The following is a 12,300-nucleotide window of genomic DNA, read 5'->3' as shown; positions in this document are numbered from 1 at the left end:
CGACTCAGGCCGGGCGCGCCTCCGCGGGGGCGCTCGGCAGCGCGTTGACGGCGCGGATGAGGTGGTGCAGCTCACCCACGCGCCGCTGCGCGTAGCGCATGACGAGGCGGGGCGCGGCGACGTCGTCGTCGTCCTCCCGCTCGGCCTTCAAGGGACCGCGGCGTTCGATCACGCCTTCGGCCAGCAGCGAGCCGAAGCGGGCGTTCAGCGCATCCACCTCCGCGTCGGTGGGCTCCGCACGCAGGCGCAGCACGAGCCGTCGGCCGACCCACCGCAGCGAGACGTAGTTGCGGTAGAAGCCCGTGAGCTCGTCCACGGCGGCATCCACGGAGTCGGTCACGACCACCCGGTCGAGGTCGTCCGGAGAGATGACGCCCTCGGGGATGAGCTGGTCGTCGGCGAAACGCTGCAGCCCCTGCCAGAAGCCGCCGCCGGGACGGTCCAGCAGGACGATCGGCGTGGGCGCGGCCTTGCCGGTCTGCTGCAGCGTCAGCAGCTCGAACATCTCGTCGAGCGTGCCGAAGCCGCCGGGCATGCACACGAAGCCGCTGGACTCCTTGACCAGCATGAGCTTCCTCGTGAAGAAGTACTTCATCGCGACGTTGCGGGCGTGCGCGGCGATGATCGCGTTCGGCTTCTCCTCGAACGGCAGGCGGATGGAGACCCCGAGGGAGTGCTGCGGGCCCGCGCCTTCGGCCGCCGCCTGCATGATCCCGGGGCCCGCCCCCGTCACGGTCATCCATCCGCGGGCGGCGAGCGCCGCGGTGAGCTCGACGGTCAGGCGGTAGAGCGGCGAGTCGGGGGCGGTGCGGGCCGAACCGAACACGGTGACCTTGGGCACACCGCGGAAGGGCGCGAACAGCTCGAAGGCCGCGCGCATCTCGGTGAGGGCGGCCGAGGTGATCTTGAGGTCGAGGCGGTCGGCGCCGTCGAGCCCCATGCCCACGCCCGTCGCGAGGATGCGGGCGATGAGATCGGCGTCGGTCGTGATGCCGGCGTCGTCGAGCAGCCGGCGGATGCCGTCGGTGACGGTGGACGGGAGCGTGGAGCGATCTGACATGGCTCCAGCCTGACATCCCGGACGCAGTTCGGGTGAACGCGGCGAGAACGTCTCCTTCCCTCTTCCCACATTCGAAGCTTTGTTCTAGGATCGACGTATGGACGATGACATCGAGACGGAGCCCTATCCCGGGTACTGGTCGGATGTCGCGGCCTTCGAGACGGCACTCCTCCCCCGCGATCCGGTCGATCAGGTGGCCGACATCGCCACTCTCGTGGCGGTGCACACGGCCGAGCAATACGTGTGCGTCGCGGCCGCCCGCCGCGATGCGATGGCGACGGCCTCCTCCCGTGCCTGCGCCGACGAGATGATCGACCGCTCGCTGCGCCTCGAGCTCGCCGCCGCGCTGCGCATCACCGAGTACGCCGCGGGCGACCTGATGGCGCGCTCGACGGCGCTGGTCGAGCGCTACCCGCGGGCGCTCGAGGCGTTGGGGGCGGCGCGCATCACCGATCAGCACGCGCGATTCCTCGTCGACGTGCTGGATGCCACGGATCCGGCGGTGCGCGCACGGCTCGTCGATCGAGCGGTTCGGCTGGCCGAGGACCTCCCCGCGGGGACGTTCCGGCGTCGCCTGCGCGACCTCGTCGCGGCCGAGGCGGTGCAGACCCTCACCGAGACGCACGAGCGCGCCCTCGCGCAGCGCCGCGTGCACGTCGTCCCGGCCGCCGACGGCATGTCCGTCCTGACCGCGCATCTGCCCAGCGTCGAGGCCCACGCGATCTTCGACCGGCTGACGCGGATGGCCGCGGCGATGACCGGACGCCGGGCCGTCCCCGACGCGTCCGCCGACGCCACGCCCCCACCCGCCGACGACCGTTCCCTCGACCAGGTGCGTGCCGACGTCCTCTGCGATCTGCTGATCGACGGTCGCTGCGACGGCCACTCCCCCTCGGCGCGGGGAATCCGTCCGACCGTGGTCGTGACCGTTCCGGCGCTGTCCTTGCGGGAAGACGCGCACGGCGCCGGAGAACCGGCGCAGGTCGAGGGCCTCGGTCCGATCCCGATCGAGCGGGCCCGCGAGCTCAGCGGTGGCGCCAGGGGCTGGATGCGCGTGCTGACCCATCCCGAGACCGGCGCCGTGCTGTCCGTCGGGCGCCGCAGGTACGACCCGCCGCCCGAGCTCCGGCGCCTCGTACGGTGGCGGGCCGAGCGCTGCATGGCACCCGGGTGCGTCATGCCGGCCTCACGGTGTGAGATCGACCACACGCTCGCCTGGTCCGAGGGCGGAGCGACCGCGGCGGACAACCTCGCTCCCCTGTGCCCGGGCCACCACAAGGTGAAGCATCATGGCGGTTGGACGGTGGTCCAGGTTCCCGACAGCGGAGGCGTCTTGGAGTGGACCTCGCCGTACGGCCGACGCTACCTCGTGGAGCCGGAGCGTCGAACCCCGGTGTTCCGCCCCGTCGCCGAGCGTGCGGACGACACCGGACCACCACCGTTCTGACCCGCGGCCGCGGGTGGGGGGTGTCGGTGCCGGCGCGCCGTCAGCGGACCGACAGGCGGGCGACGGCGTCGGCCGCCGAGACGAGCGTGCGCTCTCCGGACCGGCGATCCCACAGCTCCACCTCGCCGTCGGCCGCCCCGCGCCCCACGATGACGATCTGCGGAACGCCGACGAGCTCGGCATCACCGAACTTCACACCCGGCGAGACCTTCGGCCGGTCGTCGTAGAGCACGTCGAGTCCCGCACCCTCGAGGTCGGCCGACAGCTTCTCGGCGAGCTCGAAGGCCACGGCATCCCGCCCCGTCGCCACGACCTGCACGTCGAACGGCGCCACGGATGCCGGCCAGATGAGGCCCTTGTCGTCGTTGTTGAGCTCGGCGATGATCGCGAGGATGCGGGTGACGCCGATGCCGTAGGAGCCCATCGTGACGGTCACGAGCTTGCCGTTCTCGTCGAGCACCTTGAGACCGAGCGCGTCCGCATACTTGCGCCCCAGCTGGAAGACGTGGCCGATCTCCATGCCACGGGCGAGCTCGACCGGGCCGGAGCCGTCGGGCGCCGGGTCGCCGGCGCGCACCGTCGCGACCTCGACGTACCCGTCGGCGGCGAAGTCGCGACCGGCGACGAGCGAGTGCACGTGCTTCTGGTCGATGTTCGCGCCGGTGATCCAGCGCGTGCCGTCCACGACGCGGGGGTCGAGGACGTAGCGGATGCCGGTGGCCGACTCCTCGCCCAGGATCGCGCCCTGGGGCGACCACGGTCCGATGTACCCCTTGACCAGCAGCGGGTGCTTCTCGAAGTCCTCGGGCGTGGCGGGCTCGACCTCGGCGGGCGCGAACGCCACCTCGACGCGCTTGTCGTCGACGTCGCGGTCGCCGGGGAGGCCGACGACGACGAGCTCGCGGGTGCCGTCGAGGTGCGTGAGCGCGAGGACGACGTTCTTGAGGGTGTCGGCGGCGGTGTACTCACCGTCGAGCACGGCGTTGGTGTGCGCCACGAGCGTGTCGATCGTGGGCGTGTTCGGGGAGTCGAAGATCACCGGCTCGCCGAACCCGTCGAACGCGATGGGCTCGGGCGCCAGGGTCTCGAACGCCTCCACATTGGCCGCGTAGCCGCCGGCCGAGCGCACGAACGTGTCCTCGCCGATCGCCGTCGGGTGCAGGAACTCCTCGCTGCGCGAGCCGCCCATCGCCCCGGCATCCGCCTGGACGATGACGTACTCCAGGCCCAGGCGCTGGAAGATCCGCTCGTAGGCGTCGCGCTGGGCCATGTAGCTGGTGTCGAGCCCGGCGTCGGTGTAGTCGAAGGAGTAGGCGTCCTTCATCGTGAACTCGCGGCCGCGCAGGAGACCCGCACGCGGGCGGGCCTCGTCGCGGTACTTGTCCTGGATCTGGTAGATCGTCAGCGGCAGGTCTTTGTAGGAGCCGTACAGGTCCTTCACCAGCAGCGTGAACGCCTCTTCGTGGGTGGGGGCGAGCAGGTAGTCGGCGCCCTTGCGGTCCTTGAGTCGGAAGATGCCGTCGCCGTACTCCTCCCAGCGCCCGGTCGCCTCGTAGGGGTCGCGCGGCATGAGCGCCGGAAAGTGGACCTCCTGCGCTCCGGCCGCCGTCATCTCCTCGCGGATGATGGTCTCGATGCGGGCCTTCACGCGCAGGCCCAGCGGCAGCCACGCGAAGATCCCCGGCGCCTGACGGCGGATGTAGCCGGCGCGCACGAGCAGACGGTGGCTCGTGACCTCGGCATCCGAGGGGTCTTCGCGAAGCGTGCGGAGGAAGAAGTTCGACAGACGGGTGACCACGAGCGTCAAGCCTAGTCCGCAGCCACTGGCTATCCCCTCGCACCCTTCATCGCTGCCAGGAGGGCGGCGGCGGCGGCCAGCGGATCTGGTGCGCTGAAGACCCTCACGACGTTCACACCGTCCGACGCGTAGACGTTGCTCAGCGGAGAGCTGGTCTCCGACCGCGTCGCCACTGCGGCGCGAGCACCGTCGACGTTCACCGGCACGACATCACCGACCGGATCCGTCGCGGTCGCGATCCGCTCCCAATCCCAGGCGCCGCCCGGATACAGCATGATCATCATGCTCGATCCCGATGCCGAGTCATCAGAGGGCCGCCAACCGCATTGGAGGCCAAAACCCTGCGCACCGGCAACCCGAGAGTCGACATCGGCGCTTGCCTCGCCACCAAATCCCGTCTGATAGCCGGATGATCCCAGGAGCTGAGCCAACGGAATCTTCGTTGCAAGATCGTCGCACGTCACTTGTGGCCACCACTCGTCGGTTCTCGTCGCCGCAGACGGGGCTCCGGCGCGCGCGAGTGCGTCGAACAGCAACGGCGTCAGCGCGTCGAGCCGTTGACGCACAGCGGCCTCATCGAACTCTCCGTCGACGAACTGGTACACATCGCCCGAAACTGTAGCCAGAAGCCAGGTCTTGTCATCCTCCACGGCTTTTCGGCATCCTGTCGAAAGCCACGGCACCGGCTCACAAAGAGCCGATTCGTACGTGCTCCGGAGACTGCTATCTACGACCGAAGACGGCATTGCCGAGACGCGGAGAGTGGTGCCGTCAGCGAAGCGCCAGTCGCACGTGATCCCCCCAGCCGTTCGCACGTCGACGAAGAAGTAGCTGCGCGCTTCCGCGGTGGCTTCGGACCCCCACGCAGCCGAGAGGGCGACGGTGCTCATCACCGCGGCGCAGTCGTCATCGAAAGCGATGGACGGCGACGATGAAGCAACGGGTGGCATGCTGCCCGATGCCGACGGCGACGGTTCCGGCGTCGGCGCACGCGTCGCCGAGGGCGAGGGCGAGGGCGACATGGTCTCGATCGGCGTGGTCACCCGGTCGGGCTGCCGCAGCGTCGTGAACGCGACCGCCGTGACGACGACGGCAACCAGAGCGGCGGCGGCGACGCCGGCGACGATGCGCGACCGCCGCGCGCGTGCTGCCCGCAGACGACCGACGCCGGTGACCACACTCTCGCGGAGTTCGGCGTGCTCGCGCGGGGTGAGTTCTTCGTTCAGGTCCACGATGCCTCCAGTGCCGCCATCCCGTCCCGCAGTCGGGCCTTCGCGCGAGACAGCCTCGATTTGACGGTGCCGACGGGGATGCCGAGTGCATCCGCCGCCTCACGCTCCGAGTAGCCCTCGAGCACCACGAGGACCACGACGCTGCGCTCCACGCCCGGGAGCTGGGCGAGAGAGGCGAGCACGCCGCTCTCATCCGGCGCCACGGGGGGATCGACGGCCGCCGCCGCGGGCGTCCGTGCCAGCAACGCGCGGTAGCGCCGGCGAGATCGCTCCACGTTCCGGGAGGTGTTGACGACGGTGGTCAACAGCCAGGGCAGCGGAGAGCCGTCGACGAGGCGCACGGCGGCCTTCTTCCGCCACGCCTCGAGGAAGGCGATCGCCACGGCATCCTTGGCGTCCTCCCGATCGGCGAGCAGACGACACGCCTGACGGAAGAGACGGGCCTCGTGGAGATCGAAGAGGTCGCGCATCGCCGTATCGTCACCGGCGCACAGCCTCCGCCATGCGTCCGCATCGTCATTGCTCACACTGTGTAGTGTCCAGCACCGGCCGAAAGGTTCGCGCCCGTCTCCACCTACACTGGGCGCGTGGTCCAGCGTCGCTCCCGGCTCATCGGCAGCTCCATCGGGGGTCAGCTCGCCGCGTCGCTGCAAGCCCTGCGCCGCGCGCTCGATCTCCCGGACGGGTACCCCGCCGATGCGCAGGCCGAGGCGGAGCGTGCCGCCGACACCGTGCCGGTCGCGCCCTCGGCATCCGGGCTGGCCGATCTGCGCGACATCCCCTTCCTCACGATCGATCCCGCCGGCTCCACCGACCTCGACCAGGCGCTGCACCTCGAACGCACCGCGAGCGGGGCGATCCTGCACTACGCGATCGCCGACGTCCCCGCGTTCGTGAGCGCCGGCGGCGCGCTGGATGCCGAGACCCGCCGCCGCGGCCAGACCCTCTACGCTCCCGACGGCCGCATCCCGCTGCATCCGGGGGTGCTCGGCGACGGCGCCGCCTCGCTGCTTCCGGGCCGAGATCGCCGCGCGTTCGTCTGGCGATTCGTCCTCGACGACGGCGCGCGGCCCGTCGAGACGACCCTCACCCGCGCGGTGGTGCGCTCGCGGCGGCAATGGTCGTACGTGGACGCGCAACGCGCGATCGATGCGGGCGACGCGCCGGCCACGCTCCTGGCGCTCCCCTGGTTCGGTGCGGCGCGCGCCGACCGCGAGCGGGAGCGCGGCGGCGCGAGCCTGAACCTGCCCGAGACCCGCGTCGTCTCGCCACCGGCCGGAGAGCCCGGGGAGTACGCCCTCGATCGCAGCGACGGGGTACCGCTCGAGGACTGGAATGCCGATGTGTCGCTGCTGACGGGCATGGCCGCGGCGCAGATCATGATCGACGGTCGCATCGGCATCCTGCGGACCATGCCGCCCGCCGCCGCGGAGGATGTGGCTTCCTTCCGGTCACAGACCGTCGCGCTCGGGATGCCGTGGGCACCGGAGGTGGCGTACGGGGACTATCTCCGCGGTCTCGACCGCTCCCCCGCCGCGCGGGTGGTCCGCGAGTACGCGGCAGCCCTGTTCCGCGGCGCGGGCTACACGACGTTCGACGGCGACGTGCCGACCGAGACGATGCAGGCGGCGATCGGCGCTCCGTACGCCCACACGACCGCGCCGCTGCGGCGCCTCGTCGACCGCTGGTCGCTGGTCATCTGCGACGCGCTCGCGAACGGCCGCGAGGTGCCCGAGTGGGCGCGTTCGTCGCTGGCCGGGCTGCCGGCAGCGATGGCGCGGAGCGCCGCCGTGGCGGGCCGTCTGGACGCGGGGTCGATCGATCGCGTCGAGGCGGCGCTGCTCGCCGGGCACGAGGGAGAGGTGTTCGACGCGCTCGTGCTGAACGTCCGCGGCACGACGGCCCGCGTCCAGATCGATCGGCCCCCGGTCGAGGCGACGGTCACGGGCCTCGACGCCGCCCCCGGGACGAGCGCCGCGCTCCGGCTTCTCGCGGCATCCGTCCCGGACGGGACCATCGCGTTCGCCCCCGCCTGAGACCCGCGGTCATCCGCGCGCCTCTCGACTCCTGCTCCATTCCGCGATGCGATATATTGCATATCGTGTCTCTCTCGCTCACGCCCGTACCGCGCGCCCTCCTGCGCGACGACGTGCACGCCCGCTTGCGCGACGCCATCGTCGACGGCACGCTCGCGCCCGGCGAACAGCTGCGCGACGTCGAGCTGGCCGAACGGCTCGGCGTCAGCCGGACGCCCGTGCGCGAGGCGCTGCTCGAGCTCGCCCGCGCCGGACTCGTGACGGCCACGCCCGGCCGCTCCACCGTCGTCGCCCCCCTCGACCCCCGGGCGATCCGCGATGCTCAGGCCGTCGTCGGCGCTCTCCACGCCCTTGCCGTGCGGACGGCCGTGCCGCTGCTGACGGCGGCGGATCTGTCCGCCATGCGCGACGCCAACGCGGCGTTCACCGCCGCGCAGCGGGCCGGCGACACCGACGCCGCCCTCGCCGCGGACGAGCGCTTCCATCGCGTCGCGCTCGATGCCAGCGGCAACGCGGCCGCCGTCGCGGTCATCGCCCAGTACGAGCCGGTCCTGCGTCGCGTGGAGCGGCTGCGGTTCGCCTCGCACGAAGGCGCAGAGTCGGCCGCTCGGCATGAACGACTCATCGCGTTGTGCGCCGACGGCGACGCCGACGGCGCCGCCCGCCTGGCCGAGCAGACGTGGCAGAGCCTCGGCATCCCGACCACCCGGACCACCCCGATCGAACAGGACCCCGCATGAAGCTGCACGAGTTCCCGCGCCACCCGCTCACGTTCGGCCCCAGCCCGTTGCAGCACCTGGCGCGGCTCAGCGATCACCTCGGCGGTGCGCAGATCTGGGCGAAACGCGAAGACGTGAACAGCGGCCTCGCGTTCGGCGGCAACAAGGTACGCAAGCTCGAGTACATCGTCCCCGACATCCTCGCCTCCGGCGCCGACACGATCGTCTCGATCGGCGGCTACCAGTCCAACCACACCCGACAGGTCGCGGCCGTCGCGGCGCACCTCGGGCTGAAGGCGCGGCTCGTGCAGGAGAAGTGGGTTCCGTGGGACGACCCCACCAACGACAAGGTCGGCAACATCCTGCTCTCGCGCATGATGGGCGCGGACTCGCGCCTCGACGACGCCGGGTTCGACATCGGCATCCGCGATTCCTGGAAGCAGGCCCTCGCCGAGGTCGAGGCGGGCGGCGGAACGCCCTATCCGATCCCGGCCGGCGCGAGCGAGCACCCGCTCGGCGGCCTCGGTTTCGCGAACTGGGCGTTCGAGGTCGCCGAACAGGAGAAGCAGCTCGGGGTGTTCTTCGACACGATCATCGTGTGCACCGTGACCGGCTCCACCCACGCGGGCATGATCGCCGGGTTCGCGGCGCTGGAGGAGGCCACCGGGGTGAAGCGCCGCGTGCTCGGGATCGACGCGTCCGCCACGCTCCAGAAGACCCGGGACCAGGTGGCGCGCATCGCCCGCCACACCGCGGAGCTCATCGAGCTCGGCCGCGACCTCCGCGACGACGAGATCCAGGTGCTGGAGGGCTGGGCGGGCGAGCTGTACGGCATCCCCGTCGACTCGACGATGGAGGCGATGGCCATCGGCGCGCAGCTGGAGGCGATGATCACCGACCCGGTCTACGAGGGGAAGTCTCTCGCGGGACTCATCGATCTCGTCGGCTCGCGCGACATCCCGGCGTCGTCGACCGTGCTCTACGCGCACCTGGGCGGACAGCCGGCGATCAACGCCTATCACTCGCTGTGGGACCCGACGGTCGCTCCCCGGTGACGCGGGCGAGCGGCCCGACGCCCTCGCGCCGCTCGAAGACGAGGTGGGTCTCGGTCGTGCGCACCGACTCGTGCACGGTGATGTGCTGCAGCACGATGTCACGCAGCGCCGCGGCATCCTCGACCGCGACGTGCACGAGGAAGTCGTCCTCGCCCGCGACGTGGAACGCCTCGATCACTCCGGGGGTCGCGACGATCGCATCGAAGAGCCGGCCGACGCCCTCGCGGGTGTGACGGCCGAGCCGGACGCGGATGACCGCCTGCAGCGGCAGACCGAGGGATGCCGGGTCGACGAGCACCCGCACGCCGGTGAGCACGCCGCGCGAACGCAGCGTCCGCACGCGGTACGCGCACGTCGACTCGGCGATGCCGAGATCATCGGCGAGCGCCTTGTTGGAGCGCCCGGGAGCGCGCACGATCGCCGCGAGCACACGGAGGTCGAGCTCATCCAGAGCGGATGCGGCGCCTTGTGATTCCGGCAAGGGCGGCTCCTCACGGTGGGGCGGGATTGATGACAGCGGCACAATTCGATCACCCGATTGCTCTTTCCGCAATCACGCAGGCGGTCTGCCGCTCTTTCCTTCATACTCGCGGGCATGACGCACCCCGACACACTCGCCGTCCACGCCGGTCGTGACGACTTCGCCGCCCTCGGCGTGCACACTACGCCGCTGGACCTGTCATCCACGTACCCCCTGCCGGACGTCGAGCGCGGCGGAGACTCCTACGAGGCGCTGGCCACCGGGGGCACGCCCATCGACGGGGGCAGCCACGTGTACGCGCGGCTGTGGAACCCCACCGTGGCGCGCTTCGAGGAAGCCCTCGCGGCACTCGAGCACGCCGAGGCCGCTGTCGCGTTCGCGTCCGGGATGGCCGCACTCACCGCCGCCGTCCTCTCGCACACGGTGTCCGTCGGTCGCCGGCACGTCGTGGCGGTGCGACCGCTGTACGGCGGCAGCGACCATCTGCTGGCGACGGGCCTGCTCGGCACCGACGTGACCTTCTGCTCCGCGGACGAGGTCGGAGCGTCGCTGCGACCGGACACCGGTCTGGTGATCGTCGAGACGCCCGCGAACCCCACGCTGGACCTCGTCGACATCGCCGGCGTGGTCGCGCAGGCGGACGGCGTGCCGGTGCTCGTGGACAACACCTTCGCCACCCCGGTGCTGCAGCAGCCGCTCCACCACGGCGCGGCGATGTCGCTGCACAGCGCGACGAAGTACCTCGGCGGCCACGGCGACGTCGTCGGCGGGGTCATCGCCTGCGGCCCGGAGTCCGCGGCAGCCCTGCGGCGCGTGCGCGCCATCACCGGCGGCATCCTCCATCCGCTCGGCGCGTATCTCCTCCACCGCGGGCTGCCGACGCTGCCGCTGCGCATGCGGGCCCAGCAGGCGTCGGCGGCGCACATCGCTCGGCATCTGCAGGAGGACGATGCGGTCGTCGACGTCTTCTACCCCGGACTGCACGGTGATCCGCAGGGACTCCTGACGCGCCAGCAGCACGGCGGCGGCGCGATGCTCGCTCTGCGCCTGCGGGACGGCTACGACGCGGCGGCACAGGTCGCGGCATCCCTGCGCCTGTTCACCCACGCGGTGTCCTTGGGCGGCGTCGACTCGCTCGTCCAGCATCCCGCGGCGCTCACGCACCGCCCCGTCGCGCCCGAGGCGCGTCCCGCCGCCGACATCCTGCGACTGTCGATCGGACTCGAGCACGTCGACGACCTGATCGCCGATCTGTCACGGGCCCTGGCGCGGACGCGCGAGGGTCGGCGGGCGATGAGCGTCGCGCGGGTGAGCGTCGCGCGCTGACGCCGCCCGCCGGCCGCGCTCAGCCCTGGCTCAGTGCGGCGATCACGGACGCCGTCGCGTCGGCGGTGCGGGGCGCCTCCGCGACCTGGATGAGGTTGATCCCGTCGGTGGCGGCCACGAACGAACTCTCCGGACGAATGGCGCCGGTGCCCTCGATCGCCTGCTGCGCACCTGCGACGACGACGGGCGTCACCGGTGTCCGCGACGACAGGTCGTTCTCGAGTTGCTCCCACTCATCCGCGGCGCCGGGATAGGCGGTGATGACGATCGCCGTCATCCCCTCTGCGGACGACGAGTACCACTTGCAGTCGATCATCGTCCCGCGCGCGATCGCCAGCTCCGACGCGATGTCGGTGGCGAATCCCGACGGATACCCGGACTCGAAATCGGCTGAGTCGAGAATGCCCGCGAGATCGAGTCGGCTCCCCAGGTCCTCACAGGTGGGCGCCGCCCACCATCCCGCGCTCGGGGTCGCAGCTCGCGGAGCGGGCGATGCCGCCAGGGACTCCTGGAAGAGCGGGGCGAGCTTTCCGGCGTCCTCGCTCAATTGAGCCTTTGACGCCGACCCCTCGACGCCCACTTCGCCGTCGATCGTGACCAGGAGCCAGGTCGTGTCGTTGCGGACCGCGATCCGGCACCCCCAACCGTCGTAGAGGTATCCCTCGCAGACCACGCTGCCGTAGCGGGACTGGGTGGTTTCCGGGACGACATCGACGGGAGCGGCAAAGCTGCGCACGGCCGAACCGCTCCCCGTCCGCCAGACGCATTCCAGGCCCCCGAGCGTACGCACGCCGGTCGAGGTCTCCTCGGAAGCCTGCCCGAGCTCTCTGCCCAGAATCGAGGAGAGCCGCGCCGCGTCCACGACGGAGGCGCAGTCGCCTCCGAAAGCGGGGCGCGCGGTCGTGTCGATCGCCGAGCTGGGGGTGGGGCTCTCGGGCGCGGAGGCCGCAGCCTCGCTGGTCGAAGGGGAGCTCGCGACAGAGCCGCCGGACGCACAAGCCGGCAGCGACACGACGGTCGCCGCCAGCGCGATCAGAAGTGCCGCGCGCCGGACGGCGTCCTTGGTAAGCGTAGGAAGGGGGGCCATGAACCCATCGTGGCACGCGCACGATTCGTCGCTCGAACGGAGCCCGCAACGATCTGGTC

The 12,300-nt window shown here is 71.4% G+C and carries 11 protein-coding genes; 5 read left to right on the top strand and 6 right to left on the bottom strand.

Features of this window, described 5'->3' with window-relative positions:
- Positions 1 to 4 precede the first annotated feature (4 nt).
- Positions 5 to 1,060: an LOG family protein gene (locus tag AC1Q49_RS06780; protein WP_492491260.1), complete on the bottom strand. Its 1,056-nt coding sequence runs from the start codon at positions 1,058 to 1,060 to the stop codon at positions 5 to 7.
- Between the two features lie 97 nt (positions 1,061 to 1,157).
- On the opposite strand from AC1Q49_RS06780, the gene AC1Q49_RS06775 reads away from it, so the two are divergent.
- A complete protein-coding gene (locus AC1Q49_RS06775; protein ID WP_101306607.1) occupies positions 1,158 to 2,507 on the top strand; it encodes an HNH endonuclease signature motif containing protein in 1,350 nt (449 codons plus the stop codon).
- 40 nt (positions 2,508 to 2,547) lie between these two features.
- Here AC1Q49_RS06775 and AC1Q49_RS06770 read toward each other — a convergent pair whose 3' ends face one another.
- From AC1Q49_RS06770 to AC1Q49_RS06760, 3 genes are read right to left on the bottom strand one after another with little or no spacing between them, the layout of a single operon-like run.
- Positions 2,548 to 4,305: a proline--tRNA ligase gene (locus AC1Q49_RS06770; protein ID WP_101307253.1), complete on the bottom strand. Its 1,758-nt coding sequence runs from the start codon at positions 4,303 to 4,305 to the stop codon at positions 2,548 to 2,550.
- A gap of 29 nt (positions 4,306 to 4,334) precedes the next feature.
- Positions 4,335 to 5,537 (bottom strand): hypothetical protein, encoded by a 1,203-nt coding sequence (locus AC1Q49_RS06765; RefSeq protein ID WP_101306608.1) that lies wholly within the window; start codon positions 5,535 to 5,537, stop codon positions 4,335 to 4,337.
- Positions 5,528 to 6,007: an RNA polymerase sigma factor gene (locus AC1Q49_RS06760; protein WP_101306609.1), complete on the bottom strand. Its 480-nt coding sequence runs from the start codon at positions 6,005 to 6,007 to the stop codon at positions 5,528 to 5,530. Before AC1Q49_RS06760 ends, AC1Q49_RS06765 begins: the two co-directional genes overlap by 10 nt.
- Before the next feature lie 117 nt (positions 6,008 to 6,124).
- On the opposite strand from AC1Q49_RS06760, the gene AC1Q49_RS06755 reads away from it, so the two are divergent.
- The 3 genes from AC1Q49_RS06755 (at position 6,125) to AC1Q49_RS06745 (ending at position 9,347) form a co-directional block, all read left to right on the top strand.
- Positions 6,125 to 7,573: an RNB domain-containing ribonuclease gene (locus tag AC1Q49_RS06755; protein WP_101306610.1), complete on the top strand. Its 1,449-nt coding sequence runs from the start codon at positions 6,125 to 6,127 to the stop codon at positions 7,571 to 7,573.
- 65 nt (positions 7,574 to 7,638) lie between these two features.
- Complete coding sequence (locus AC1Q49_RS06750) at positions 7,639 to 8,313, top strand: GntR family transcriptional regulator (RefSeq protein WP_082808090.1); 675 nt, start codon at positions 7,639 to 7,641, stop codon at positions 8,311 to 8,313.
- Positions 8,310 to 9,347, top strand: coding sequence for a 1-aminocyclopropane-1-carboxylate deaminase (locus tag AC1Q49_RS06745; RefSeq protein WP_060960490.1), 1,038 nt, complete (start codon positions 8,310 to 8,312; stop codon positions 9,345 to 9,347). Before AC1Q49_RS06750 ends, AC1Q49_RS06745 begins: the two co-directional genes overlap by 4 nt.
- On the opposite strand, the gene AC1Q49_RS06740 is transcribed toward AC1Q49_RS06745, so the two are convergent.
- Positions 9,301 to 9,828 carry an Lrp/AsnC family transcriptional regulator gene (locus tag AC1Q49_RS06740; protein ID WP_060960491.1) on the bottom strand — a complete coding sequence of 176 codons (528 nt, stop codon included), beginning with the start codon at positions 9,826 to 9,828 and terminating at the stop codon, positions 9,301 to 9,303. The genes AC1Q49_RS06745 and AC1Q49_RS06740 overlap by 47 nt on opposite strands.
- A 114-nt stretch (positions 9,829 to 9,942) precedes the next feature.
- Here AC1Q49_RS06740 and AC1Q49_RS06735 point away from each other — a divergent pair, with 114 nt between their 5' ends.
- Complete coding sequence (locus tag AC1Q49_RS06735; RefSeq protein WP_492491259.1) at positions 9,943 to 11,154, top strand: trans-sulfuration enzyme family protein; 1,212 nt, start codon at positions 9,943 to 9,945, stop codon at positions 11,152 to 11,154.
- Between the two features lie 19 nt (positions 11,155 to 11,173).
- Here AC1Q49_RS06735 and AC1Q49_RS06730 read toward each other — a convergent pair whose 3' ends face one another.
- Entirely contained in the window at positions 11,174 to 12,241 is a 1,068-nt protein-coding gene (locus AC1Q49_RS06730; protein WP_492491258.1) for a hypothetical protein, read from the bottom strand.
- Positions 12,242 to 12,300: the final 59 nt, after the last annotated feature.

The sequence above is a fragment of the Microbacterium sp. MPR-TSA4 genome (genome assembly GCF_058792815.1).
Note: the sequence above shows the minus strand (reverse complement) of the source record. Positions and strands in the feature narration are given on the sequence as shown.